The organism is candidate division KSB1 bacterium, assembly GCA_034506335.1.
Lineage (GTDB): Bacteria > Zhuqueibacterota > Zhuqueibacteria > JANLFK01 > Oleimicrobiaceae > Oleimicrobium.
In genome coordinates, this window is record JAPDPR010000008.1 from 12,609 (window position 1) to 39,364 (window position 26,756).

Consider the following 26,756-nt stretch of genomic DNA (forward strand, 5'->3'; position numbering starts at 1 on the left):
ACAGTTTGCCTGGGAGTGTGGAGGTAAAGGAGTTCAGTCGGGAGCCGGATGAGGTGGTGGGGAGGAGGGTGGTGTGGCGGTTGGATTCGCTGCGGGTGGGCGAGGTGATGCGCCTTGCGTTTGTGGCGGTGGTGGACTCGCCGTTGGTGGCGTCGCCGCTTCGTCTGCTCAATGTGGCACTGGTACGGGCAGCCAATGACACAACAGCTGGGAACGACACCTCTACGGTGGAGGTGGTAGCAGAGGAGCCGCAGGAGGTACCGCTGTGGTGTGATGTGCAGCTGACCAAAAAGGCGGATCAGGACACTGTGATGGTGGGGGCTACGTTGAGTTACAGGTTGGTTGTCACCAATTTTGGTCCGTCTCCTGCGACTGAATGTGCGGTGCGGGACACGCTGCCGGTGTGGGTGACGCCCATTAGGTTTGTGCCTGCTCCGGACAGCCTGGTGGGTCGGGTAGTGGTGTGGCGGTTCCCAGAGATTGCCGTGGGTGAGGAGCGGGCGATTGAGGCGCTGGTGAGGGTAAATGGTGGGGCTCCGGAAGTACCGTTCTGGTTGGTGAACTCTGCAGTGATCAGCGCCTTGGGGGACACGAACGTCGTGAACGATCGACAGCAGGCGTGGACCGTGGTGGTGCCTCAGCCTTGCGAGGTGTGGGTGAGCAAGGCGGCGGAGGTGGATACGGTGGAAGTGGGCAGCGTGTTTGCGTACCGGCTTGCCGTAGGCAACGAGGGGCCTGGGCCGGCCTATCGGATTGCGGTAGTGGACACGTTGCCGGTGCACGTGGCGGTGACCGAGTTTGGGATGCGTCCGGATTCGGTTGAGGGGCGCGTCGTATGGTGGTGGATTGATTCCCTGGGTGTGGGGGAGCGGAGGGAGTGGGCGGTATGGGTTCGGGTGGACTCGTTGAGCAGCGGCCAGATGCGGAATGTGGTGGTGGTGAATGCGGCTGGGGATTTGGTGCCTGGGGATGACGAGGCAGAAAAGGCGGTGATAGTTCGTCCTCGTCCGGTACGGCCGGTGGTTTGTGACGTGCGGATGGTGAAGCGTGCGGATCGGGACAGTGTGTGGGCAGGGGGTAGGATTGGGTACGAGCTTGAGGTGAGCAATCTGGGTCCTGGGGTAGCGCGGCAGGTGGTGGTGGTGGACAGTTTGCCTGGGAGTGTGGAGGTAAAGGAGTTCAGTCGGGAGCCGGATGAGGTGGTGGGGAGGAGGGTGGTGTGGCGGTTGGATTCGCTGCGGGTGGGCGAGGTGATGCGCCTTGCGTTTGTGGCGGTGGTGGACTCGCCGTTGGTGGCGTCGCCGCTTCGTCTGCTCAATGTGGCACTGGTACGGGCAGCCAATGACACAGCAGCTGCGAACAATGTAGACAGCACAGTGGTGGTCGCTGAACAGCCAATTGTGGCTCAGCGGCAAACAGACCTGGCCCTGACCAAGATGGCAGGCGTGGAGACTGTAGGCCCGGGCGAAAGCTTCACCTGCTTCCTTACGGTCCGAAACATCGGGCCTGTCCTTTCTGAGCCGGGATGGCTGGTGGACCTTTTGCCCGAACACACAGTGGCTGCGGACTTTAGCGTTACACCTGATAGCCTGGTGGGCAAGCGTATAGTCTGGCGCCTACCTGAGCTTGATAGGGGTGAGAGCCACGAGGTGGCGATGCGACTCGTCGTGGCTGCGGCACTCCCTCTGGACCTTACGCGTTTGGATAACACCGCCTTTGTGGCTGTACCCAACGATAGCAACGCTGCGAATGATCGTGCGTCAGTGACGGTGCAAATTCGCCGTGTGCAACCGGGCGGCGACAGGTGCGATGTTGATGTCCAGAAAGTGGCCACCCGCGATACAGTCGTTGTTGAGCAGACTTTCTGGTATCAGATTCTGGTGCGGAACTCTGGACCGGCTGTTGCCAGGGATGTAGTGCTAAGGGAGTTTGTTCCGGTTGGGCTCAGGGTGCGTACCTTTAGTCCCCCGCCGGATTCGGTTTCCGGCAACGTGGCGGTTTGGCGGATCGCCGCGCTTGCCCCAGGCGAACAAGTGCAGGTAGTCCTGGAGGCCATTGTTGCAACGCCACCAGAGTACTACCCTGCAGAGCTGCTCAACATGTGCACCGTGAGTGCTCAGGGGGACACCATGGCCGAAAACGACGTGTCGCGCGCCAAGGTCGTGATAAGCGAAGTGGCGAGCGACTGCGACGCTTTCTACTTTGACAAGAACCTATTTGAGCCGGAACGCGGTGTTCCTCTCACCATTTTCTTCGGATTGCAGGCGACGGCTGAGGTGGCCCTGGACCTGTATGACATTACTGGTTACCATGTGACAAGAATCGTAAAAGGTACCTACGGTCCGGGCGTGAATTCGTATGTCTGGGAAGGAACCACGCAAAGCGGCGAGAAGGTGGGAAGTGGCGTCTATGTGATTGCCCTGCGAACCGGAGGACTCATCTGTTGGAAGAAGGTTATTCTGCTCAGATAAAAACCCGCGCACCCAACAGGTGCTTGCGATGGGGTGCGCACGCCGGGGCACTTTTGGTGTTGCTGGTCTCCGACGCGGCGCTGGTCCGCGCTCAGGTGCGGGCTGGGGCTGCCTACCTGAAGGTGCAACCGAGTGTCCGTTACCAAGGGATGGCTGGCGCCCTTACTGCAGCCATTGACGAGGTGCAGGCCTTTTATGCGAATCCTGCTGCCACGGGGTTTTCCCGGGAATGGCAGTGGTCTGCCGCCTATACGCGGTGGGTGGCCGACATTTACAGCCTGTCGGCAAACATAGGCCGTCAGTTCCGGATGCCCTGGAGCAGGCGCTTCGGCGCAGCCTTTGGTCTTTGCTACCAGGGAGTGCGTCCATTCGATAGCACTAAGGGGCGGCAGGCTTCAGTTTCGGCAAGCGACGTCTTGGCGGTGCTGAGCGTAGCGAGCCCATTGGCTCTGCTTTCTCCCCACGTGGCCATTGGCGCCAATTTCAAGTACTTGCGCAGCGATCTCATGACTCATGCCGCCGGCGCCGAAATGTTTGATGTAGGCATGATGTGGTGCTCACCGCGCATCGGCCTCAAAGGCCCTTTTGAATATGGACTGTTGTCCGCAGGGATAGCCGCAGATCATCTTGGTGCACCACTCACATTTCAAGGGGAAAAGACACCGCTGCCACGAACGCTACGAGCGGGGCTCGGCCTGCATTTGGGCGCGCACGAAGGGCTCCAGGTACAGGTGACGGGAGACTATCACTGGGTCCGGGATGAAGTTGGGCGCCTCTGTCTCGGCGCGGAATTGGCCTGGGGGTATCGTCTGGCAGTGCGCACCGGATACGAGTTCAATGACCGCCTGCTGAGCAAGTTGTCCGCCGGCATGAGCCTGCGCCTCGATGATCGCGTCCCGCTTGCGGGGAACGTTCTTAGCGGCAGGAATCGAGCCTTGCGCCTTGATGTGGGTGGCCTCGAAGCGAACGAGCTGTTCGACGTAGCCAGCCGTGCGGGAGTCCACCACTACACCATTGGCCCGGAGCGCTTTGAGCTGCTCCAGCCTCTGCCCCACGATACTCTTCGCAGCATGGAAGCTGTGCTCCGCTGGCAGGCAGCACGGGATCCAGACCTTTTCGATCAAGTGCGCTACCTTCTTGTGGTGGAGCGAGTCACAGGCATAGCGGCGGAGCGGTCAGAGCTCGCGCGTCTGCTCGCCGTGTTGGCCAAGAAGGATATCGAGCTGAAAAATGCAGTGGAGGCGTTTGGACAGTCTTTCCTGATAATGTCCGATTCCCTCTTTGCGGAGGATAGCCCCACCTACCGTGCGGGCTTCTTGCCCCCTGGAGACTACCTCTGGACGGTATTCGCCTATGACCGGGATCAACACTGGCGTGTTGCAGCGCAGCGCATGTGGCCCTTCCACGTAGTAGCGCCCGACATCGAGGTCGTCAACATCTCCTTTGAGCCCGATCCCTGGATCACTGAGAGCGATACGCAGGGGGTGGTGACCGTCAACCTGCGCAACAACGGTTTCTGGACCGCGGAGAAAGTGACGCTTACCGTAACCGCTGCCCAAGGGGGCTCATTGTCCACACCTGACACGGTGTGGAAGGGCGCACTTCATCGTTTGGCTCCGCACACAGACCAGTCAGTGGCCTTTACCTGGCTCACCGCCAGACCTGGTTTGCATCATTTCCAAGCGGAGGCGCATCTGTTCGATGGCAATGGCAGGCCCTTAGCCGAACATGATACACTGAACAATAGATCGACGGCGTCTTTCTACACCATTCCAAAGGGCAGGGTGGCAATCCCTGATACGGTGCCTGCCTTCTTTTTTCCGCTCGTTTCCCAGCAGGTGCCTCTCGTGACCAAGGTTTTCTTTGACTTCCAGAGTGCGGTGGTGCCAAGCGAGTACTATCGTCCTTCGGACTGGTTTTATGCTCCTCTGGATACCCTGGCCAAGCGCGTCATTCGCCGCCCTGAGGTGGTGCTCCGCATTGAGGGATTTTGCGATGCGGTCAATGGAGAGCCGCTGGATTTGGCCCGAAAAAGAGCCATGGCCGTACGCCAAATCCTGCTGGACCTCGGTGTGAGGGGGGAGCAGGTACCTATTGACAGTGTCCATTGGGCAGTCTCGCCGGACAAAAAGATCACGCAGAATGCAGGCGTGCACCAGGAGCGGCGTAATGTGCGTATCAGGGCTTTCCGGCAGGGTTCAGATATCGCCGAGCTAGAGGTTATCGCTCCCGTGTCGTTCCGCTGCCTCCATGAACCTCCAGTCCCATTGCCAGTCGTCTTCGCCAATACCGTGAAAGGGGTGGTTCCAGCGAGGTGTGGGGTTCTACGATTGAGCAGCGACGCCTTGAACGACAGCATCCCCGCTGGGTACGCGTTGCCTCCAGGTGATTCCCTGCGTTGGCCCTTAACCGAGAGCGATACTGTGTGGGTACACAGGGAGGTGACTTACACGCTTGCCCTCACCGATACGCTGGATCGTCACTTCCGGACGAGGGGCAAAAGGGTTTACCTGGCGCCAAAAGGTTCTCACCTTCCGATTGTGGTTGGTCTGGCGGAATTCAACGACCCGCAGCCTTTCCCGATTGTTCCGTGGAAGAACCTGTTGCATGAATTGGGGATGCGCCTCAGGTACGCGCCCACCATGTACTTCCGCTTCGTGGGCCACGCCTGCGGCATCACCCCGCGCTCGGTGAACAACGCCTTCTCGCGTCTGCGGGCCGCGAATTTGCAGGAAGACTTTATTAAAGCTGTTGCCGAGATAGAAGGGCACGAGCCGGCGCTTTGCCGTCTTGTTATGGCTCGGCTCGACAGGGAAGGAACGATGGGCAAAGGGGCGGACGAGCCCTTTACCCTGGTCCTTGACGAGGAAAGGTTTGCCCAGGAGTATCAAGCCATCGATCCCGCTGCTTTTGCAAAGCTGAGGGCGCTGCAAGAGCTGCCTCGGGCCTCTTGTCAGCCGTTCGTCTTCAGCCGGGAAAGTGGTAAACTCCTTTTGGAGGGGGATAACGGTACTCCAGTAGGACGCCAAATCAACCGGCGGATTCAGATAGAATTCTTCTACAAGTAACGGGCCTTATCCGAATGCTTGGCTAGGCGCTCGCTTGAGATGTGTGGACGGCGCCAAGGAGGGGGCGCAAGCACGGCATCGCTTCCGCCCTTTGGACGGTGAGGCCGGATGCAATGGGGCAGAGGTTGTCGAGGAGCAGACGGGCCTCCGAGGACATTGGTGGGGCGCGACGCGGGCACCCATTACCACGGCTGCCGTTACGCAGGCGCTAGCACATTCTGAGGAGCTTGGGTTCTGCGTCCCCCAGCGCCTGGGTCGTTTCTGTGCCGAGGCTTCGGGCATCCTGGGTTCAGCTGCTGTCCGCAGCAAAGCGCTCACCGCCAGTCAAACGGCACGGGAGACCATGAACAAGCCCAGGAGCAACTGTGTTTCCGACGGGTCTAAGAGTTGGCCACGATGTACTTCTTTCCTCGTTGCGCGCGGTTCTAGCGCCGATCCAACATTTCCCTTGATATTATGCCGGGTGTTTGCTAAATTTTCCCGCGCGCCGGGGTGGTGAAACTGGTAGACGCACAGGACTCAAAATCCTGCGGACTTTTGTCCATGCGGGTTCGATTCCCGCCCCCGGCACAGCCAAGGGGCCGCACGCGTGCGTGGTGTGCGGCCCCTTCTGTTTCATGCTGCCCTGCTGCGCCAGGCTTCCACGTGTCGTGCAGAGCGAATCACGAGGATCCCCCCCGCGATGAGCAGGCTCCCTGCCACCCACTGCCCAAGTGAAAAGCGTTCACCAAAGAGTTGGCCAGAAGCGAGAATGGTAAGAAACGAGGTCATGAGCATAGAGGAGGAGCATATCGCCACGCCGAGGCGCGCCACGGCCATGTAGTACGCGACCTGGGCGATGGCAAGGCCCAACAGAGCGGAAAGGGCCATGAGCAGGGCGGTGCTTAGGTCAAGGGCCGCAAGACGCTGGGGGTGCCCCAAAAGTGCCATAAGCACGTTGGCGCTTGCGGCCGTATAAAGTGCGATGATGGCAAAGGCGAGTCTTGGATCCGCCGCTCTCAAGAATCTCCGCACCGTGAGTCCGTATCCCGCGGTGAAGAGTCCACAGCTCACCATGATGACCACGCCTACCATGCTGGGGCCATGCGAAAGGCCCCCTTGTTGCACCATTAGCGCTCCGTAGCCGGCCGCCGCCACAGTGAGCCCTATAGCAAAACGGGGGCTCTTAATGGCCGGACGCTCATCCGGAAAGATCACAAACGAGCCGATTACAGACCAGACTATGGAGCCCCGCGCCAAGAAGCTCATGAGCCCTGGGTTAATGAAATAGGGCGCCCACGTCCACAAATTCTGGCTCACGATGTTGAAAAAGGTTGGCACCAGCGCACACTTCCAGAGCCCCTTCGGCACCCGTCCGCGACCAGCTCGAGATAGAAGGAAGGGGAGGTACACCGCCGCAGCGACGGTGTACCGGTAGGCGTTCAAGGTCCAGGCATCCAGCAGGGAAGAGAAGTATTTCAGAAAGAGCGGGATAGATGCCCAGCAGAGGATAGCCGCACCAAGTGCGAGGGTGGCTCGCGGGCGAGAAACGACGCCCACGGTGCTGCCGTCTACGTGGCCACCCATGAGAGCATTCCTCGATCGAGCGGCTCAGTGCGTGATGACAAGCTTGCCTGTAGCCACTAATCCTGCCGCCCTGAGGCGCACCAGATACAGCCCTGCAGGTAACCCTTGTGTGCTTAAAGGCATCGCGGTTTTCTCCGGACCAATGTGCTGCCTCGTAGGGCCCGCCACGGCGCGACCCCTCACGTCAAATATGACAATCTCCAAGTCCGCGGGGGCGTGGAGATCAAGAAGGAGTGTCGTCCTCTCGCGGGCAGGGTTGGGGTAGAGTCTGACCAGCCTGGGCTGTTCCGGGGGGCGCCCAGTTGTCTCTTCGACTACACTGGGGCCGATCAAGTTGGTCACCGGCAAGAGGAGGTGTGACGGATAGAACTCGTTGCACATGATGGTGTTAAAAGCCACGCGAGAGGCTGGGTCAGTGCCTGGGAGTGCACCGGTGTTGGGGTTCGGTTCGAACCGGGGATAACTGCTGCTGGTCACTTGGAGCTGGACCCGATGGCCCGGCGCAAACACAATCGCGGTGGGGAGGAGCTCAATGCAAAACTCGTACACCACGCCTGGTTCCAGGGGCTGGCCGAAGGCGAACCCTTCGCGATAGCGGGCGCGCAGGACGCCATCACAGACGAGCATTTCCCGGCCGTCGGGGTAGACATCCACAAGCTTCACGATCCAGTCCGTGTCGGGCCCGTCCGAGGAGGCATACAGAGTGACCGTGGGCGTGCCCACTACCTCTAACGGTTCTTCAAGCGGCGCAGTGGTGAAGCGGAGAAGATCGCTCTCCTGATTGGGCCTCTGGTCATAAGGCCCCGCCTCCAGAAAGGGCGGCAGGTTCTGTCCACCTCTCGTGGGGACCGGCCTGGTGGGGTCGAACGCGTAGGCAACTGCCGCGCTCGCATCTGCGGGCGGAGAAGCAGCTAGTTCTCCGGATGCCGCAAGGAAAAAAGTGTGCCATGACGGCTGGGGCGGCCAGGCCTCGCACCTCACCCATTGGTTCCCCGGCCCATGGGGCGAATCGGTGTCGCCCATGAGATAAATGCGCACTGGGGGCAAGTCATCGGGGTAAGGATTTCCCTTGAGCCAGACGTCGAACCATCGACGCGTTTCCCCCACCAGGTCGACAGCACTGTTTGCCGGATAGCTTAGCTCTCCTGAACGGAAATCGTGGGTGGTGGGCGCTACCAACAACACCTGGCGGCCCTTCGCCTGGCTCCCACCGTCTGCTTGGAGTACGGCGAAGGCGTTGATTGGTCCCCGGCAAAACACATCGTACCAGCCTGCCAGGTGAAAAATGGGCACGTTGACCACACTCGGGCGCTCGAAGAGGTTGGCCTGCTGCCAGAATTGGTCGTAGGTGGGGTGTTCCCGCATCAGGCTTATCATTTCGGGAGTGCCCCGAGCAGAGAGCCATCCTTCCACCAAGTTCTTCTGCAGTACGCCTCCTGGGTACACTACCTCATGATACAGATCCGCTGATGCCAGCCCCACGAAGCAGCAGGCAAGGTGAGGGGGAGCAGCACCAGCAGCCAGGTAGGCAGAGATGCCCAGGGCTGACAACCCCCAGAGCCCCACGCGGCCATCACACCATTGCTGGGCTGCGATCCATTCCACGGTGTCGTAACCATCCTGGTTACGTCCCCATCCGTCGTCCAGGAATACCGAATCGGTCCCTGCAGAGCCGAAGCGTCCGCGTGTGTCCTCGACAACAACAGCATAGCCGGAACTGCGAAGGAGGTTAGCGAACAAAACCACGTCCGGTGAGCGCCGGCCATAAGGGGTGCGCAGAGCCACGGCCGGCCACGGGCCACCACCGCCGGGCAAGTAGAGGTCCCCGGCAAGGGGAGTCCCATCGCGCATGGGAATGGTGAGCGGCGTCTGTCCTGAAAGGCCCCCGTAAAGAACCAGCATGAAACCTGCCACAAAAGCCGACCTCTTCATGAGAATCTCCCGAGGAAACCTTCTTGCCTGTACCCGTTGGCAACAAACATAGCGATATTTCTGCACAAAGCCAAGGGCTTTTCTCAAGTCCATTGGAGGTGTTGACAGAAAAGACTTGCGAGTTACCTAGTCTCTTCGTACATTCAAAAAAAGCTGTGGTGCAGGTTGCGTCCCATTGGCCTTGATGCAGAGTGGTAGCTCGCCGAACCAATCTGGGGTTGACCTGAGGTCCTGCCGAAGGGCTACCCTATAGGCGCCGTCCCTGGTTTGCGTACTCACGCATGAGGTAAGATAAGATGTGTGCTCGTGGACTCGTTTCTCTCGCTACGCTCGGTGTCCTGATGACCGCGCTCAGGTGTATCCACCCAGGCAAAGCGGATCCCCATCTGTGGACCACTGACTTTCAGTGGGAGAGACCCTACCTCACTTCCACCGGGAGGAACCCGTACTTTGTTCTGGAACCAGGATGGGTTTTGGAATTGGCCGACGGGGAACACAGGCTCACTGTCACTGTGCTGCAAGATACGATCAGAGTGGACGGCGTGTGGTGCAGGATCGTGGAGGAGAGGGAAACAAAGGGCGGGGAGCTTGTGGAGGTTTCTCGCAACTACTTTGCGATGAGCAAACGCAGCAACAGTGTGTACTATTTTGGTGAGGATGCGGGCGGTGCGTGGCAGAGCGGACAAGGGGGTGCGCGATTCGGATTGATGATGCCCGGCCTCCCCTTGGTTGGGGCGCGCTATTATGAAGAAATCGCCCCAGGCGTGGCGATGGATCGCGCAGAGATCGTGAGTGTGAGTGACACCATTACCACGCCGGCAGGTATTTTTTCTCCTTGCCTGAAGATCCTTGAGACCACACCCCTTGAGCCCCTGGCGCGTGAATACAAATGGTATGCACCGGACATTGGCCTTGTACAAGACGGCTCAATGAAGCTGGTGTCGTATGGCAGGCGCGGGAGCTGAAGGGGCATCTGGACTCTTTTTCCCATTGCGCGACTTTCTGCACGGTCGGCTCGCTCAAGTCCGGCACTTGGCCTCGGAGAGGCCTACTCGGTCAGATGAGTGAAGTCCACCTCGTTCAGCCTCTGTGTTCCGCCCAGGTGAAGCCCGCTGCGCACGTGTTGGCGAGGGCCTTCCGCTCGGATCCGGCCTTCGTCTATGTGCTGCCACAGGCCCAGCGTCGCGAATCCGCCCTGGCTTGGCTTTTCGAGCGGCTGGTGGCCGCGACCCTGGAGGCGGGCCGTGCCTTCACCACCGCCTCGCTGAGCGGTGTTGCTCTGTGGCTGGGACCGGGGCGACACACGTTGCCGACAAGTACACTCTTGGCAAACGGCCTCGCCCTTTTGCCGTTGACGCTTGGCTGGCGTTCTTTCGGGCGCTTTCTCAGGTTAGGGCGCTGCACTAACCAGCTGCATGAACGCACCATCCGCGATCCGCATTTGGTCCTCTTCGCCCTGGGTGTCGATCCTGCTCGCCAGCAGCAAGGAATTGGTCGTGCTCTCCTGGCACCGATGTTGGCAGAGGCCGACGCGAACGGTCTGCCGTGTTACCTGGACACAGCCAACGCCGCCAACCTCGCCTACTATGCCGCACACGGCTTCGATTTCGTCTCTGAGCGGACCATCGCAGAGGCCCTCGTGCTCCGGGCGATGGTGAGGATGCCGCGGCAGGGTCAGGCGTGAGCGCGCGAGGTGCTTCTAGAAGGTCATTCGGCGTTCCCCAGCAAACGCTTTCCCAGCCAGTGGTGAGAGTGATTTGGCTCAGGTGCCGAAAGACGGGGCTTTGACCGGACCCTGGGGTGACAACCCATGACCACGGTCGGCTGAGACCGAAGAGCCCCCGTGACTGACGGCTCCAGACCTCTTCCAGATTCGCGGGAAAGAGGCGGCCAGGCTGCTCCTGAGTGGGGAAAATTCCCCTTGATTTTTTGGGATTTTGTCTGTAGCTTTTGGCCGCTCGGTTGGCAATGATGTGTGCTGCCGCCTCTGGGCGAAGATTGCACTGAATGAAGGTACAAACTCTACTGCAGGGCGCGTGAAAAGATGAGTCCTACGGTTGTTGCGATCCTGGCGTCGATGGCAGGGTTGGGGTTTTTGGGGGTGCTCTTTGGTGGGGGATTGGCCTATGCGGCGAAGAAGTTTGCCGTACACGTGGACCCAAGGGTGGAAGCCGTGCAGGCGGTGCTCTCCGGCGCGAATTGCGGGGCGTGCGGTTACCCGGGATGCGCGGCATTTGCCCAGGCAGTGGTAGCTGGGGCCGCCCCTTACACCGGGTGCATTCCGGGTGGCGCGGATTCCGCGCGCCAAATTGCCGCCATCATGGGCGGCGAAACTGGCGAACTTCAAGAGGCGCCGGTAGCGGTGGTCTGTTGCCAGGGAGGCAAAGCCGAGGCAAGGGACCGCTTTATCTACCAAGGCTTTGAGGACTGCGAGGCGGCTCAGCTCATCGCTGGGGGGCAGAAGGCCTGTATCTACGGCTGCCTGGGCTTTGGTACGTGCGTGCGCGCGTGCCCGTTCGATGCGATGACCATGGGCGACAACGGATTGCCGGTGGTGTTCGAAGACAAGTGTACAGGCTGTGGCAAGTGCGTCAAAGCCTGCCCGCGCGGAATCATGCAGCTTATCCCACGCACGCAGCGCATCTTCATCGGATGTAGGTCCCAGGATAGGGGCAAGCAGGTGAAGGAAGTGTGCACCGTCGGGTGCACGGGGTGCACCCTTTGCGCTAACCCCAAGACTACGCCATCGGGTTCCATTCGGATGAATGGTTTCCTGCCGGAAATCGTGAATCCGTTTGCCGAGGACCTGGAGATGGCCTTCGAGAAATGCCCCACGCACAGCTTCGTCCGGCGTGGGGTGAGTGCCCCCGTCGAAAGGGCGCAGGTGGAGGAAACCACCGCAGCCTAGTGTTTTGAGCTCAAACATGGAGAGAATTATGCAAGAAAAGGTGAAAGAAGTGCTCGACAAGATCCGGCCAGCACTGCAACGAGATGGAGGTGATGTGGAGCTGGTCGAGGTGAAGGACGGCATTGTTTCGGTGAGGCTCAAAGGAGCTTGCGGCGGATGCCCTATGTCGCAAATGACCCTCAAGATGGGCATTGAACGCGAGATCAAGAGGCTGGTGCCGGAAGTAAAGCAGGTGATCGCCGTCTGAATTCTGGGGAGCACAGTCCTGGGGTGCGCTGAGGATGGCAGTGAGGAAGACCGACTCGTTGGCAAAGTTCGAGATTCGCGACCGCAACCTGGGGGACGAATGGCTGGTCCCAGACTGGTCGATGGAAGAGGCCTCACGCGAGATCCACGTTGGAAGGCGTCTCTTTCTTGGGTTTGCCCTCCTCGCGTTACTTTGCCTTGGTGCTGCCACATGGTTCACCTGGTACCTCATCGCACCCCGACTGAGCTCTTTTCACCCCATCCTTCCGTACGCGGTTGGGATTGTGGTATTGGTGGGAGGGGCGATTTCTCTCGCATGGTTCGGTCTAACAGTCGTCTCCATTGTTTTTGAAAAGAACTTTCTTCTCCTCCTTTTCGGCCGTGAGTTTTCGCTCTCCTTTCTGACCCCCCTGGTCTTGCGACTGGGACGGCGTTTTGGGATCTCCCGCGACGAGATGAGCCATTCTTTTATCCGGGTGAGCAATTCCCTCATTCGCGCCACAAGGAGGACGGTTCAATGCGAGCGGCTTCTGATCCTGTTGCCGCGGTGCTTGCAGCGGCCACTAAAGGAAAAGGTGGAAGACCTGGCGCGCAAGTATGAGTGCCAGGTCTATGTCGCCAGCGGCGGCGAAGCTGCTAGGCGCGTGGTTGCTGCTACCCGTCCCACGGCCATCATCGGCATTGCGTGCGAGCGTGACCTTCTCAGCGGACTCCAGGATAACGTCACCAAGATCCCGATTATCGCAATCCCAAATCGGCGACCAGAGGGGCCCTGCAAGAACACCCTGGTGGATTTCGAGGAGGTGGAACGGGCGGTGCAGTTCTTCCGCGGGATTCCTGCTGCCCATTAGGTTCCGCACTCTCCCCCTGGCAACTTTGCTTCTGCTATTGCAGGTGCATCGTGACTTCCAGTGAAAACAAACCCCGTGCTCTGGCGCTCTTTTCCGGCGGACTAGATAGCCTCTTGGCCGTGGCGGTGGTGGTGCGGGAGGGGGTTGAGGTTGTCGCCCTGCATTTTGTAACCGGGTTTTCGGCCAAGGGTCGAATGGCGCCACAAGCCCAAGAGCCCGCTTATGACAGAATCGTGCAGGCGGCAGCGTCGGTGGGGGCGCGCGCGGAGGTCATCGACCTGTCGGGGCCGTTTGTGGAGGTGGTAACCAACCCTCGCCACGGCTATGGCCGCTTTGCCAACCCCTGCATTGATTGCAAGATCATGATGTTGCGCAAGGCCAAGGAATTGCTGGGGCAGTACGGGGCCCGCTTTGTGCTCACCGGTGAGGTGTTGGGGCAACGTCCAATGAGCCAACACTTGCCGGTGCTCAACCTGATCGAAAAGGAGAGTGGGCTGCGTGGGCTATTGCTCCGGCCCCTTTCGGCCAAGCTGCTCAAGCCCACGATTCCCGAGCTGGAAGGGTGGGTGTCGCGCGAACACCTTTACGCTTTCAAGGGGCGCTCACGCAAGCCGCAGATGGCTTTGGCCGCCGAGCTGGGGATCACCTCGTTTGCCCAGCCCGCAGGAGGGTGCCTGCTGACCGACGAGAATGTGGCACGACGGCTTAGGGACCTCTTTGCCCACCGGGACAAAGGGGCGGTGAGCAAGGAGGATTTGCACCTGGCGATGTACGGTCGGCACTTTCGCATCTCCCAGAAGGTCAAAGCGGTAGTGGGGCGCGACGAATGGGACAACGTCCACCTGGAGCAGCTGGCAGGAGATTGGTGGAAGCTGCGTGCCCTGGACTACCAGGGCCCATTGACATTGGTGGAACCCACCGCTAACCCGGAGGAGCTTTCCGTAGCCGCAGAGTTGACGGCACGGTATTCAGATGGCAAGCACCAGTCCACGGTGCGTGTGCTCGCCGAGCGAGCAGGGAAAGAGATGCTGTTCGCTGTGACGCCGCTCTGCGAGGACGAAGTCAACGCAATGAGGGTCTAGTGGTGGCCCTCAGCGAGGCCTTTGCGTTCACGGGGGGCCTCCAGGCAGCTTTGCCTAAGCGGTTAGCGCGATCTTTCAGGCCTGGAGTAAACTGCCTCTCTAACGAAGGCCGGCGATTCTTTCGTAAATCAACCGCATGCCATGGAGGGTGAGGTGGGGGTCAAGCCGGTAATCGGCAGGCAGCATGGGCGCCATCACAGGGGCCAAACCCCCGGTGAGTATCACCTGCGGGACTGCCTGAATCTCTTCGCCGATTCTTCTCACCAGGCCCTGCACCATTTCCACCGTGCCACACATGAGTCCGGCCTGCATGCTGGACTCGGTGTTACGTCCGATTAGCCGCTCGGGGAACCGGAGCTCTACCTTCATGAGCTTGGCCGCACGCCGATGGAGCGCCTGCAGGGAGGCCTCAATTCCCGGAGCAATCACTCCGCCCAAGTAGTCGCCCTCCTCAGACACCACGTCGAAGGTGGTAGCGGTGCCAAAGTCCACGATGATCAAAGGCCCGCCGTAACGCGCATACCCGCCCACGGCGTTGCAGAGGCGGTCAGCACCCACGGTCGAGGGGTCCTCGTAGTGAATGCGAATACCCAGGTCAAGGCGGGCGCTCACCACGATGGGCTCGTGCCGGAGGCGTTCCCGGATCATGGTCTCCAGGGTCAGGGTCAAATTCGGCACCACAGAAGAGATGATGCTCCCTTTCACTTCGGCCAAATCCAACCCCTCTGCTGCGGCGAGAGGATATAGGAGGGCCCAGCATTCGTCTGGCGTTCGACTTACGATGCTGCTAAATCGCCAGCTGTGCAAGAATTTCTCCCCCCGAAAGAGTCCTGCCACTACCTGAGTATTGCCGATATCCACCGTGAGAAGCATACCGTTCTCCTGTCCTTTTTTGACCCAGCCGTCTACATTTCCTTCGAACAAAGGATGGTCTGAGATTTGGAAGCCTACCCGGGCAAAAGGTGACAATCCCCGGCCAGAATGTGGCGCACCTCTCCCCACGGAGTCTCCAGCACCAGGGAGCCATCGGGCGCAATATCCTGCGCGACACCTCTGAGCGTTGTTTCGCCTTCTGCGATGCGCACCTCGCGGCCCAGGTGGACGCAGCGCCTTTTCCATGCTTTGACCAATTGATTGCCACGACTCTTTTCCAGCTCTTCGTACCTCTTCTCCAGTGCCAGTAGCAAGGCGGCCAGCAGCTTCATCTCGTCCGGCAAAGTGGGTGTGTGGTCACTCAGCCAAGTGGCAGTAGCCAGCACTGACTCCGGGAGGCCCAAGGCGCGGGTGCGGTTTGTGTTCAAACCGATGCCTATCACCGCGAACTTTACCCGGTCGCCCATCAGTTCGCTTTCGGCCAGTATGCCGCACAGTTTCTTGCCGTCCACCAGCACGTCGTTCGGCCATTTCAACTGCACCTTGAGTTTGGTGGCCTTCTCCAGAGCCTCGGCAACCGCTAAGGAAGCGGCAAGTGACAGCAGGCCGCACCGTTGTGCAGGGAGGGTGGGGCGGAGGACCACAGAGAAATACAGCCCTGCGCCCGGAAGCGAGTGCCAGGTGCGCCGACCGCGTCCGCGCCCGCGTGTCTGCTGGGCTGCGACCACGGTTAACCCTTGTTCGGCACCTTGGGTGGCCAGGTCCCGGGCCACATCGTTTGTGGAGCCCACAGAATCCAGGAAACGAATCTGACGCCCCATGTAGCGCGTCTTTAGCAGAACGGCCAGTCTGCTTTTTTGGAGAACTGTCTGAGGTTCGATCATAGCCTTCGGTCAACTCCAGCGTTCGCTCAAGGGCCAAAGACCACCTGGAGGGTCGGATGCGGGCCCACAGCGATGTCTTTCTTGGCGCGGCCCATCAGCTACCGCCAGGATGCCGCTCCCTCCGCTGTTTGTGCCGTTGCTCCAGAGGGTGGAACTGACGATGCACTTCCCGGAGATATTGCCTGTCAATGTGCGTGTAGATCTGCGTCGTACCGATGTCGGCGTGTCCCAGCATTTCTTGCACTGCGCGGAGGTCTGCACCTCCTTCGATAAGATGAGTCGCGAAGCTGTGGCGTAGGCAGTGCGGCGAGACCGTCTTGCGAATACCCGCTCCCAGCGTGTGCTTCTTGATGACCTCCCACACGGCCTTGCGGGTCATGGGCTGCCCCCGTACCCCAATGAACAGAACGTCCCGGGATCGATGTGCCTTGGCGTAACAGGGACGCACCTCACGAAGGTAGCGTTCTACCCAGTGTATCGCCTCTTCTCCGATGGGGACGATTCGTTCCTTCGAGCCTTTGCCAAAGACTCGTATCAGGCGTTCTTCGACGAAGATGTCGCTGAGCTGTATGGCCACCAGTTCCGATACGCGCACACCAGTGGCGTAGAGGAATTCGAGAATGGCTCGGTCCCTCAGGCCAAGCGGCGTGGATACGTCCGGTTGCTCCAAAAGACGCTCCACTTCAAACTGGTCGAGGACGGTTGGCAAATGGTGCACCTTCTTGGGAAGGCACACGGTTTCTGTGGGATCGCTTGCGGCCAGCTCCTCTGCCACCAAGAACCGATGAAACATTCTAATGGCCGAAAGATTGCGGCCCACCGAGCTGGCGCACAGCCCCAACTCTGCCAGCCAAGCGATAAACGCCGTGACCATAGTGGGCTGAACGTCATCGGGCCGTAAGACACCACGTCTTGCCAGATAGTCCACGTACCGCTCCAGGTCATGTCGATAGGCGAGCAGAGAGTTGCGTGCCATCCCTCGTTCCACGACCAGGTAGTCGATGAACTCTTCCACCAACTGCTTCATTGGGGCGCGGTGCTTATTTCGAGGGCTTTGTGCTTGTTCTGCCTGGACAGACCCGCTGGCAGATGCCGCAGATGTAGACGCCGAGACTTCTGCTCTTGGCATAGGCACGCACCTGGTCATAGCAACGCTGAAACTGAAAGTCTGCGGCCGTTTCGCCAATCGCCTGCGCCGGACAGGCCGAAATGCACGCGCGGCACTCTTGGCAGCCGAACTCCACCAACCCCGGCTGTGGCACGGGGAGGTCAGTGAGCACGGTCACTAAGCGTACCTGAGCGCCGAAGGCGGGACTGACCAGGAGGTTGTTGCGGCCAAGCCAGCCCAAACCGGCTGCTACCGCGACATGGCGATGGGAGAGGTGCCCCACCTGAAGATGCCAATCCACTACTTGAGACGCAGGGACCGGCACTGCTCTCCACCCTCGTTCCTGGAGCAGGCCGGCGATGAGAAAGGCCAGCCTGTCCAACAGAGCGTTGGCTTGGCGATAATGCCACTTGTACAACAGGGTGGGGCCGTCATGGAGCCCGTCAAGTATGGCCTGTGAGAGGCGAACTCCCATGGAGAGGGCCGAATCCAGGCCTTCGGCTTCCCCAGGGGCAAAGTGGAAAGAGGCCTGCAGATCACCGAGCTTGCACGCTCCAAACAGTGCCGCACCATTGTTCAGGGCAAAGTCGCGCAGGATGGGGAGGAGTTCACCCGCCTCGGTCACCGGTGCCACACTCCGCCTCATGCTATTTGGACTCGGGAAGGAGGTGTTCGGTCAGCGAGAGGGCAATTCCTGAGAGCATCACTTCGGGCCCGAGGCGCGTAAGGTCACCGGACAGAAGACTCGTGTCCACATTAGCATACAGGGAACAGCCAGCCTCTTTTTCCACAATGAGACCTGACAAGCGCCCCTCATGTTCACCAATGAAGGTCACTTCCCCAAGGAGTTCACTCACCACATACCCCGTGCAAAAGTGCAGCTGAAGGTGGGCATTGCCGGTATACACGGAAACCAGGTTGCCTTGCTTTTCCCCAATGGAAATATCCGGATAGATCTCCAGGGCGAGCCGGCGGCCGTCTTCTTCGTTTTCCAGAAGAAAGCGATAGTTGTTGGCCATCTTCTTGGGCTGCACACCCAACACTTTTGCAATCTTTGCAATATCTCTGTTTCCAAACACGCGCTTCATGTCCATCCTCACGGCAAAGGTGACCAGCGCTACTCGGAAGGATCCTTGTCGCGTGCCGCTCGCTCCGGCAGAACGTTTTTCTCTCCCGTGGGCATTTTGATCACCCTGATCGCTTTTGGCCCCTTCTCTCCTTTGACACTCGCAAACAAAACTGGTCTGCCCGGTTCAAGGGTGCGAAAGCGTTCCTCCTGGATGGCCGTGAAGTGGACAAACACCTCCTGACCTTGCTCGTCTTCTATGAAGCCATACCCTTTAGCTGCATCAAACCACTTCACGAACCCTTTGCGCATTCGCAGTCCGTCTGCCGCTTCTTCCTCCGGCTTTGGCTGCTGGTTGCCGGGAGGAAATATAGCCAATCGGTCCGTCATTGTCAAGGCGATTTGCCCTGGTCCTGTAGCTTTACTCAGGTAGGCGGCTTACTACCAAGTCGACGGGTTGCCCCATGACCGCCTCTGACCCACCGGCAGGGACCTGGTCAATGACAGTGTCCGGGAGCAGCTTTTCTGAGGTCTGATACCGTATCGTACCCAGGGTCAGGCCTGCACGCTCGATAATCTTGCTGGCTTCGGCCAGCGACTTACCTATCAGCTGAGGCACCACGAACTGGTCGGGCGCAGGGCCAAGGCTCACGGCGATATCAACCTCGGTCCCTTGTCTGACTACTTGTCCTTCAGGGATCGACTGGTCACATACCACGTCGCGCAGGTACTCGGTGGAAAAGACATACTGGATGTTGCGAAGAACTAGGCCCTGGGAGGACAGTTCGAGAGCGGCACTGCGTTCGGAGCCGCCAACCACCTTAGGCATGGTAACGAATCGTTCACCTTTACTCACGGTCACGTAGATTCGTCTGCCCCTTTTTGCCGGAGCGCCTGGTTCAGGGCTCTGAAACAGCACCACCCCCGGCTCATGTTCGCTGTCAAATTGTTCGCCGGCCTTGACGATGCGAAAACCCGCTTGGCTCAGCTTCAACTGGGCGGCAGCATAGGTTAAACCCACAACATCGGGGACGGCCACGTCCCGACCATGGCGGGTATACAGGGGCATGATCACGCGATCGCACGTCACATACAGCAGAATGATAGCCACTGCGCCCCACAGTAGTCGTTTCAGAGTAGCGAAAATCCTCTCTGGCTTGGGCACCATCGTTCTCCTCCGGCAAGACTAAGCTCGCCTGACTAGGCGCGCGGCAAAGCTCCCGTCCATCCCATGGCGGTAGGAGGTGCGCACGTAGCCGGCCCCATCGACCAGGTCCGGGTGGATGTACTGGGAGGCGTGGTCAAGTTCGAAGCCTGGATGGGTCTGAAGAAAATGTTCCACCACCTGCTCGTTCTCCTCGGGCTCAATGGTACAGGTGCTGTAGACCACGACGCCGCCCACCGGCACCAGGCTTGCGGCGCTATGGAGCAGCTGCTTCTGGAGTGCCACCAGCACTGGTATGTCCTTTTCGCGCCGCTGCCACCGCAAGTCTGCACGTTTGGAGAGCACCCCAAAACCGGTGCAGGGAGCGTCCAGCAGGACGTGGGTTGCCTCGCGCACGGCAGGCCGCCTCCCATCGGCGACCACCGGGAACAAACGGGTTAGTCCCAGACGAGCGCGATTCTCGGCGGTGAGGCGAGTGCGCAGCTTGCTAATGTCGGAGGCGATGATGCGCGCCCGATCGCCCGTGAGCTCCGCCACATAGGCCGCCTTTCCACCCGGTGCCGCACAGAGGTCTACTACCATAGAATCCGCAGTGGCGCCAAGGAGGCGCGCAGGGAGCCCGGCGCTGACGTCTTGTACGGAGCATTTGCCGTCGCGGACAAGGTCCATGCGCCGCACGTCAACCTGGTGGTTGCCAAGAACAAGAAAGTTTTCGTCGTAAGGCGAAGGAATGGGCGAGGCAATAGTTTCGAGGTAGGCGCGGATTTCTTCCGGCTCGGCTCGTAGCCGGTTCGTGCGCAGGGTGAATCGCGGCACGGCGTTGTTCGCCTGGCACATGCGCACCGTCTCCTCGACTCCATAACGGCTCACCCATCGGCGTACCATCCAGGCAGGATGTGAGTAGCGTGCAGTGATGGCCTTCACCGGATCGTTTTCCATGGACGGCCACGGGATGCTCTCCCGTTGGCGGATGAAAGAGCGCAACACGCCGTTGACCACACTCGCCCAGTTCTTGCCTGCTGTCGCCTGGGCCAGCTCCACTGCCTGATCCACGGCAGCATAGTCCGGAATCCTGTCCAGCGCCAACAACTGGTACAGGCCCGTCTCCAAAATGGGGAGGATCGTGGTCGGACAACTCTTGAGCCCTCGGCGGAAGAGGTGGTCCAGAAGCCAATGGATGGTGCCCATCCAGCGGCAGCTGCCGTTGACCAGCTCTGTGGCTAGCGCACGGTCGCGGGGTGCAAGAGGGTAACGCGTTAGCGTCTCGTCCAGCAGCAGGTCCAGTCGTCCGTGCCCCTCATGCCACTGCCGCAATACGTGCACTGCAACTTCGCGGGAGGTGTTCATCTGTCGGCGCGCCGGAGCGGGTCTGGCCGCCGCAGACGGCACTGGTCGAGCATTACGTGCCTTCATTTGTTGCCTATTTCCTCTCACCAAAAATGATCCCAGGGTGCAATGAGTGCCCCTGCAGGAACTCCTCGGCGCTCATGCGCCGCTTACCCTCCGGCTGGATCTCCAAGAGCGCCAATACCCCTTCACCAGTGGCGACATGGATGAGGCCGCTCTTGCGATCGACCCGCGCCACCTGTCCCGGACGCTTGCCGTGTCCGTAGGGCTTGACCACCTGTGTGCGGTAGACCTTGAGTATCTTGCCCTCCTGATAAGTAAACGCCCCAGGAAAAGGGCACAGTCCTCGCACCAGGTTATGAATTTGTGAGGCCGGTCTGCGCCAATCGATTTCGCACATCTCGCGCACGATCTTGGGTGCTCGAGTCGCCTCGCCCTGCTGTGGCACCGGCTTGACCGACCCTTCCGCAATCCGTTCAACCGTCTCGACCAGCAACTCTGCACCCGCCAATGCCAAACGGTCGTGCAGCTCCCCTGCGGTTTCTTCCGGACCTATGGGGAGTGCACGCTGCAGGAGGATGGCACCAGTGTCCACCTTTTCCTCAATGAGAAAAGTAGTCACCCCGGTCTCGCGTTCACCGTTGATGATAGCCCAATTGATGGGCGCGGCGCCTCGGTATTTGGGAAGAAGCGATGCATGGAGGTTCACCGTGCCTTTGGGTGGCATGGTGAAAACCTCCGGCGGCAGGATGCGGAAGGCCACCACCACAAACAGGTCGGCAGCGCACCGGCGCAGCGCAGCCAAGAAGGCCGGGTCGACGAGGTCTTCAGGCTGAAGCACAGGGAGCTGATGGCGACTGGCGCACAGCTTGACCTGGGAGGGTTGTAGGGTCAGCCCTCGTCCCCGCTCGCGGTCCGGGGTGGTCACCACCGCCACCACCTGGTGCTGACTTTGCACCAATGCTTCAAGCGAGGGCACCGCAAACTCTGGGGTGCCAAAGAACACAATTCTCAGCGCATTCATAGCCCTCCACGCGACGTATGAGAGGTTTGCGCAGGGCGCCGCGCAAGCGGCACGGCGCCGACTCGGATCAGGTTAGGCTTTGTAGACAATTCTATCCTTGGCAACCTCCACCTTCACGTTTTCGGCAATTTTCAGGATAACGATATTCTCCTGTTCTTTTTCGCCCACCACCACGCCGTAAATGCCGCCTGCAGTCAGCACGCGATCGCCCTTCTGGATGCTGGCTAGCATCTCGCGCACTTGTTTTTGCCGCTTCGCCTGCGGACGGATGAAAAAAAAGTACATAATGACGATGAGCAGAAAGATCCAGAGGAACATGCCCATGGCGGGCCTTGCCCCGGCAGAGCCGGAGGCGCTCAACAAAAGCGCGGGCAAGAATGCGGTCACATTGGCCTCCTTGCATTGGTTAGTTCTTCTTCGCTTTCACTCAAATAGTGCCCCAGGAACTCTTCGCGCCATGCAAGAAAATGCCCCTGCGCGATTGCCTGGCGCATTTCGGCCATCAGGCGCAGGTAGAACCTCAGATTGTGAATGGTGGCCAGGCGCAGGGCGAGGATCTCTTCCGCCTGAAACAGGTGTCGGATGTAGGCGCGACTGAACGTACGACAGGCATAGCAGTCGCATGTCTCATCGATTGGGCGAAAGTCCTCGCTGCAGGTCGCGTTCTTGACCACCAACGGTCCCGTCCTGGTGAACACGGTGCCGTTGCGCCCATTGCGGGTGGGCATAACGCAGTCAAACAGATCAACGCCAAGAGCCACGCAGTGGATAAGGTCTTCCGGCTTACCGACGCCCATGAGGTACCGGGGACGGTCCTCAGGAAGCCTTTCCGCACAGAGTGCCGCAGTCTCGTAGAGAGCGCTCTTGGGTTCGCCCACCGAGAGTCCCCCAATGGCGTATCCCGGAAAATCAAGCTCCGCGAGGCGGTCACAGCATTCTTCGCGCAGATCGGGGTACGTGCTCCCTTGCACGATGGCAAAGAGACTTTGTTCGAACCCCAGGACGGGCTCGGTCTCCTTCCAGCGCTTTAAGCTCCTCTCTGCCCACCGCACGGTCATTTCCATGGAGTCCTTCGCATAGCTCCACTCACAGGGGTAGGGGGTGCATTCGTCCAGGACCATAGCGATGTCCGAACCGAGAGCCCGCTGCAAGTCTACTACCAGCTCCGGCGTGAAGAAGTGGTAGGAGCCATCCAGATGGGACTGAAAACGTACCCCTTGCTCGTTTATGGTGCGCAATTCAGCCAAACTAAAGACTTGATAACCGCCGCTGTCGGTGAGCACTGGTCGGTTCCAAGAGGCGAAGCGTTGAATACCCCCGGCTCTTCGCACCAGCTCTACCCCTGGGCGCAAGTAGAGGTGGTAGGTGTTGCTCAGGATGATTTGGGCCCCGCACGCCACCAGATCGTCGGGTGACAGAGTTTTTACCGTCCCTTGGGTGCCCACGGGCATGAACGCGGGGGTTTCCACGACGCCGTGTGGTAACTCCAGAGTTCCCACGCGCGCCGCACTGTGGATATCTTTCTTCTGAACGGAAAAACGCACGCCTTTCCCTATGTAAGTAACTGCTTGAGCGCAGCGTCAACGCGCTCTACCCCAACTACGTCGAGTCCGCCTGGGCGTCGTGTGGTGCGCATGCTGGAGGATGGCACCAGGGCGCGCGCAAAGCCCATTCGCTGGATTTCTCCCAGGCGCTTGTCCAGATGGGCCACGGCACGCACTTCGCCGCCCAGCCCTACTTCGCCGACTGCAACTGCCACCGGGTCGACAACCTTGTTCTGCATACTGGAAGCGATCGCCACGGCAATGCCCAAGTCTGCGGCTGGCTCATCCAGGCGGGCTCCCCCAGCCACGTTGACGAAGACGTCGAAAGTGCCCAGCCTAAGCCCAAGGCGTTTTTCCAGCACTGCCAGAAGCAGCGCCACGCGGCGATGGTCGACGCCCGAGGTGGTACGCTGAGGCACACCGTAACTAGTCGGTGCCACCAGCGCCTGAATCTCTACCAAGATCGGCCTCGTACCTTCCAAGACGCAGCTTACCACGCTGCCGCTTGTGTCTCCCCGCCGCTCGGAGAGAAAATAGGCAGAAGGGTTTGTTACTTCCGCGAGGCCGCTGTCCGTCATCTCGAAGACGCCGATCTCGCGCGTGGAACCGAAGCGGTTTTTCACTGCACGCAGGACGCGGTACATGTGGTCGCGGTCGCCTTCGAACAGGAGCAACGTATCGACCATGTGCTCCAGTGTCTTGGGGCCCGCGAGATAGCCTTCCTTGGTCACATGCCCAATCAGGAAGACGGGAACTGCACTGCGCTTGGCCAGAGAGATCAGCTCTAACGCACATTCCCGCACCTGGCTGATGCTGCCGGGCGCGCTCTCGAAGAGCGGTTTGTACATCGTCTGAATCGAGTCGACCACAACCAGCCCTGGGCGCAGCTCGTCAATGGCTTCCAGCACTGCGTCGATGTTTGTCTCTGCCAGCACAAAGAGGTGCTCCCCACATGGGCCAAGCCTTTCGGCCCGCATCTTGGTTTGGCGCGCCGATTCCTCGCCCGAAACGTAGAGCACTGCGCGATCCGGTTGGGCAAGGGCCATGGCCTGCTGCAGCATGAGCGTGGACTTGCCAATTCCCGGCTCACCACCAACCAGAATCACAGAGCCGGGGACAATTCCCCCACCCAAAACTCGGTTGAACTCCCCAAATGGCGTCCGGATGCGGGGTTCTTCCGTGCCGGCAACATCGATGAGCCGTACTGGCCTACTCAAAGCCGGCCCAGGGAGCCGCTGCGCCCGCGCGGGCTGAGGCACAACCCTCTCTTCCACGAAGCTATTCCACGCACCGCACTCCGTGCACCGCCCGAGCCATTTCGGCGAGACGAAACCGCAGGACTGGCAAACGAATCTGCTCTTTTGCTTTTTCCCTTCACTCATGCACTGGTCCCCAGCCAAGGGAGAACCGCACCTGTGGAGAACGCCGCGGAGCGCGGGCACGACAGAGAAACAATACCACACGGAGCAGATACTTCTAACGCTGGCAACCTTTTAAGGTTTCCGGATATTGTCTTTCCCGTCTCTATTTCGATTTGTACGCCGATGGCGCGCACTCTCGTACGAGCGAGTTGCTCGCGCCTTGAACGAAACCGATTTGTCTCCTCCGCCGCCCAGAAGGCGGAGACGGTCTTGCACGGGTCCCATGGGAACCCTGCTGTGCGCTCCTAACTGCCCGTTCTCAATGTGTGCCGGTCCGCTCACCTCCTCCTCGTTGGTGGACCCACTGATTGGCCTTGAGCGACCTGACCGGCTCTTGCAGCACCCGTCCGTTTGCTGCCACTGCGTTCGGTCCGGCTGCACGCGCCCTGGTCCTCGCCCTTGGACCGCAATCTCACGGAGTTGAGCACACGAGTCAAGGACTCATCTCGCACACACTGTGCGTCACGTGATCAGAAACAAGGGGCCAAGGTGTGTGTTACCTTTCCCTTGTGTGGTATTCGAGATGTACCAGCCCGTGCTTGAGCCGCTGCGCCTGCGCTCGATTTGCCTCGGGGAGGCTGCCACGGTGTGAAGCAGGCCGAGGCCTTAGAAAGGTGTGCGCCCTCTGTGCGTGTCTTCCGCACGTGACCTTGCGCTACTGCGGAGGTCCTGAATCTCGAATGCAAGAAACCATGGGCCGCGTCTGGAGCTCGGACGCTGACTGTCCACCAAGTCTCCGGTGCTACCGACTAGGTGCAGGAGTAGGTTTTGGCCCCCGTAGAATGCGGCTGCGGACCCTGCAGGCCGGTTTAGGAGTCCACGCGCCAAGAATGCTCCGTGAGCCGCAGCCAAAAGCTCGCGACGCAGGGTGCGCCTTTACAGAAGGCGCCCAAGCCAAAATAGGGAAAATATTGCAGAAAATCAAGTCATTTTTTCCCGGGGTCGCTGGTTGCGTCGCTATTGGCCTAAAACAGTTCCTCCAGCTCCTCTATCGCAGGCGGGCGGGTCAAATCAATCAGGTAAAGCTGGAATACACGTGTGCGATCAGAGTGGAACACGATGCGGTCCCCCTCCGGCGAAAAGCGCGGATGTCCATCGATGGCCTCATCGTCGGTCAGGCGAAGCAAAGCTGTGCCGTCCCGTGCCATGAGAAAGAGATCGTAGCGACCGTTGTCCTTCGCGGCAAAGACGATTTGTTTGCCATCGGGTGAGTAGCAAGGGGATGCTTTCGCACCCAGAGCGTCAGTGAGGATGCTTATGCGACCAGTGCGTAATTCCAACTCGCAAAGAAGGGACCGGCCATTTTCCTCTTGGACGAAAAGCAAAAAGGCACCGTCAGGCGACACTGCTGGCCCGAAGGAATCGACATCCGGGCCAGTCACTGGCCGAGTGGTACGACGCGTCAGATCCAGTGCCATCAAAGTACGCCGCTTTTCGCTTTGCGCACTGACGAAAAACAGGGTATGGCCTTGGGGATCCAGCACGGGGTGAAAGTCGTCCGTATGCGTGGTGGTCAAACGCTTGACCTGGCTCTTGTCCAACGCGTAGAGGTATATCTCGCGCTGCTGCAGTCTGGGGTCCGCAAAGGGCTCGCTGTCTCGCGTGGAGGTGAAGACCAGTACACTGCCGTCGTGGGAAACAAACGGGGCCTCATCTCTGCCAGGGTGGTCGGTCAGGCGGGTCAAAGCACCTGTGCGAATATTCAGCACATACAGGTCCCAGTTACCACCCCGGTTGGATTGCAAGGCCAACCGCTGACCGTCGGGGAACCAGCTGGCAAAGGCGTGGTGATATCGTCCGGTGGTGAGCTGCTCGATGTGGAACGGCCGACCCAACTCGCGAGCCAGGCGCGCCAAGAGCTCACTACCGGCCGGAGAGCGGACCGCCCGAAGGATGAGGTTTTTTCCTTCACTATGTAATCCTAGGGTCCTCAGGGTTTGGCCCTTTTCGTAAAGAGCAGGGGGATATTCAGGCGCTCGCTTTAGGGCGCTGTCAAACTGCGCCACCGCCTGGCGGAGTTGGCCGAGGCGGGCGTAGGCCACGCCGAGTCTGACTCGCGCATCGACATCTTCCGGCGCAAGCTTGACTGAGAGGACAAGTTCGTTCAGCGAAGTTCCGGTTCCTCCGTGCTGGGGCTGTCGCGATGCGCAACCTGTGACAAACAGGGCCAAGACCAGGCAGAGATACCTTCCCATCAAAA

The 26,756-nt window shown here is 59.8% G+C and carries 22 protein-coding genes, 1 tRNA gene and 1 pseudogene; 9 read left to right on the plus strand and 15 right to left on the minus strand.

Annotation, left to right across the window (positions count from 1 at the left end; all coding sequences use genetic code 11):
* From ONB25_04285 to ONB25_04295, 3 genes are all read left to right on the plus strand, one after another.
* Nucleotides 1-2,471: hypothetical protein (locus tag ONB25_04285; GenBank protein MDZ7392110.1), on the plus strand; the 2,471-nt coding region annotated here is incomplete at its 5' end.
* 23 nt (nucleotides 2,472-2,494) lie between these two features.
* Entirely contained in the window at nucleotides 2,495-5,539 is a 3,045-nt protein-coding gene (locus ONB25_04290; protein ID MDZ7392111.1) for a hypothetical protein, read from the plus strand.
* 486 nt (nucleotides 5,540-6,025) lie between these two features.
* Nucleotides 6,026-6,109: transfer RNA gene (locus ONB25_04295), tRNA-Leu, on the plus strand.
* 45 nt (nucleotides 6,110-6,154) lie between these two features.
* On the opposite strand, the gene ONB25_04300 is transcribed toward ONB25_04295, so the two are convergent.
* Nucleotides 6,155-7,105 carry a DMT family transporter gene (locus ONB25_04300; protein MDZ7392112.1) on the minus strand — a complete coding sequence of 317 codons (951 nt, stop codon included), beginning with the start codon at nucleotides 7,103-7,105 and terminating at the stop codon, nucleotides 6,155-6,157.
* A 24-nt stretch (nucleotides 7,106-7,129) separates the two neighbouring features.
* A complete protein-coding gene (locus ONB25_04305; GenBank protein MDZ7392113.1) occupies nucleotides 7,130-9,037 on the minus strand; it encodes a CocE/NonD family hydrolase in 1,908 nt (635 codons plus the stop codon).
* A gap of 296 nt (nucleotides 9,038-9,333) precedes the next feature.
* On the opposite strand from ONB25_04305, the gene ONB25_04310 reads away from it, so the two are divergent.
* From ONB25_04310 to ONB25_04335, 6 genes are all read left to right on the plus strand, one after another.
* Nucleotides 9,334-10,002: a hypothetical protein gene (locus ONB25_04310; GenBank protein ID MDZ7392114.1), complete on the plus strand. Its 669-nt coding sequence runs from the start codon at nucleotides 9,334-9,336 to the stop codon at nucleotides 10,000-10,002.
* A gap of 95 nt (nucleotides 10,003-10,097) precedes the next feature.
* Entirely contained in the window at nucleotides 10,098-10,721 is a 624-nt protein-coding gene (locus ONB25_04315; protein ID MDZ7392115.1) for a GNAT family N-acetyltransferase, read from the plus strand.
* Between the two features lie 360 nt (nucleotides 10,722-11,081).
* Nucleotides 11,082-11,945, plus strand: a complete 864-nt coding sequence (locus tag ONB25_04320; GenBank protein ID MDZ7392116.1) for an RnfABCDGE type electron transport complex subunit B — start codon at nucleotides 11,082-11,084, stop codon at nucleotides 11,943-11,945.
* 28 nt (nucleotides 11,946-11,973) lie between these two features.
* Nucleotides 11,974-12,192, plus strand: coding sequence for a NifU family protein (locus tag ONB25_04325; protein ID MDZ7392117.1), 219 nt, complete (start codon nucleotides 11,974-11,976; stop codon nucleotides 12,190-12,192).
* Nucleotides 12,193-12,226: 34 nt separating this feature from the next.
* Complete coding sequence (locus ONB25_04330) at nucleotides 12,227-13,042, plus strand: DUF116 domain-containing protein (GenBank protein ID MDZ7392118.1); 816 nt, start codon at nucleotides 12,227-12,229, stop codon at nucleotides 13,040-13,042.
* Nucleotides 13,043-13,092: 50 nt separating this feature from the next.
* Nucleotides 13,093-14,124, plus strand: coding sequence for a hypothetical protein (locus tag ONB25_04335; protein MDZ7392119.1), 1,032 nt, complete (start codon nucleotides 13,093-13,095; stop codon nucleotides 14,122-14,124).
* Nucleotides 14,125-14,223: 99 nt separating this feature from the next.
* On the opposite strand, the gene ONB25_04340 is transcribed toward ONB25_04335, so the two are convergent.
* The 13 genes and pseudogenes from ONB25_04340 to ONB25_04400 form a co-directional block, all read right to left on the minus strand.
* Nucleotides 14,224-14,997, minus strand: a complete 774-nt coding sequence (locus ONB25_04340) for a type III pantothenate kinase (protein ID MDZ7392120.1) — start codon at nucleotides 14,995-14,997, stop codon at nucleotides 14,224-14,226.
* Nucleotides 14,998-15,071: 74 nt separating this feature from the next.
* Complete coding sequence (locus ONB25_04345; GenBank protein MDZ7392121.1) at nucleotides 15,072-15,881, minus strand: biotin--[acetyl-CoA-carboxylase] ligase; 810 nt, start codon at nucleotides 15,879-15,881, stop codon at nucleotides 15,072-15,074.
* A gap of 94 nt (nucleotides 15,882-15,975) precedes the next feature.
* Nucleotides 15,976-16,908, minus strand: a complete 933-nt coding sequence (gene xerD, locus ONB25_04350; GenBank protein ID MDZ7392122.1) for a site-specific tyrosine recombinase XerD — start codon at nucleotides 16,906-16,908, stop codon at nucleotides 15,976-15,978.
* A gap of 13 nt (nucleotides 16,909-16,921) precedes the next feature.
* On the minus strand, nucleotides 16,922-17,635 hold the full coding sequence (locus ONB25_04355; protein MDZ7392123.1) for a hypothetical protein: 714 nt from the start codon (nucleotides 17,633-17,635) through the stop codon (nucleotides 16,922-16,924).
* 1 nt (nucleotide 17,636) lies between these two features.
* Complete coding sequence (locus ONB25_04360; GenBank protein MDZ7392124.1) at nucleotides 17,637-18,077, minus strand: hypothetical protein; 441 nt, start codon at nucleotides 18,075-18,077, stop codon at nucleotides 17,637-17,639.
* Between the two features lie 92 nt (nucleotides 18,078-18,169).
* A pseudogene (locus ONB25_04365) lies at nucleotides 18,170-18,367 on the minus strand (cold shock domain-containing protein).
* Between the two features lie 109 nt (nucleotides 18,368-18,476).
* Nucleotides 18,477-19,223: a PASTA domain-containing protein gene (locus ONB25_04370; protein ID MDZ7392125.1), complete on the minus strand. Its 747-nt coding sequence runs from the start codon at nucleotides 19,221-19,223 to the stop codon at nucleotides 18,477-18,479.
* An 18-nt stretch (nucleotides 19,224-19,241) separates the two neighbouring features.
* A complete protein-coding gene (gene rsmB / locus ONB25_04375; GenBank protein ID MDZ7392126.1) occupies nucleotides 19,242-20,633 on the minus strand; it encodes a 16S rRNA (cytosine(967)-C(5))-methyltransferase RsmB in 1,392 nt (463 codons plus the stop codon).
* 7 nt (nucleotides 20,634-20,640) lie between these two features.
* The gene (fmt, locus tag ONB25_04380; protein MDZ7392127.1) at nucleotides 20,641-21,591 is read right to left on the minus strand and encodes a methionyl-tRNA formyltransferase; all 951 of its coding nucleotides are present in this window, start codon (nucleotides 21,589-21,591) and stop codon (nucleotides 20,641-20,643) included.
* Between the two features lie 72 nt (nucleotides 21,592-21,663).
* Nucleotides 21,664-21,978 (minus strand): preprotein translocase subunit YajC, encoded by a 315-nt coding sequence (gene yajC, locus ONB25_04385; GenBank protein ID MDZ7392128.1) that lies wholly within the window; start codon nucleotides 21,976-21,978, stop codon nucleotides 21,664-21,666.
* Nucleotides 21,975-23,135 (minus strand): tRNA guanosine(34) transglycosylase Tgt, encoded by a 1,161-nt coding sequence (gene tgt / locus ONB25_04390; protein ID MDZ7392129.1) that lies wholly within the window; start codon nucleotides 23,133-23,135, stop codon nucleotides 21,975-21,977. Before tgt ends, yajC begins: the two co-directional genes overlap by 4 nt.
* 8 nt (nucleotides 23,136-23,143) lie before the next feature.
* Nucleotides 23,144-24,517 (minus strand): DNA repair protein RadA, encoded by a 1,374-nt coding sequence (gene radA / locus ONB25_04395; protein ID MDZ7392130.1) that lies wholly within the window; start codon nucleotides 24,515-24,517, stop codon nucleotides 23,144-23,146.
* Between the two features lie 1,004 nt (nucleotides 24,518-25,521).
* Nucleotides 25,522-26,751 (minus strand): tetratricopeptide repeat protein, encoded by a 1,230-nt coding sequence (locus ONB25_04400; protein ID MDZ7392131.1) that lies wholly within the window; start codon nucleotides 26,749-26,751, stop codon nucleotides 25,522-25,524.
* Between the last annotated feature and the right edge of the window lie 5 nt (nucleotides 26,752-26,756).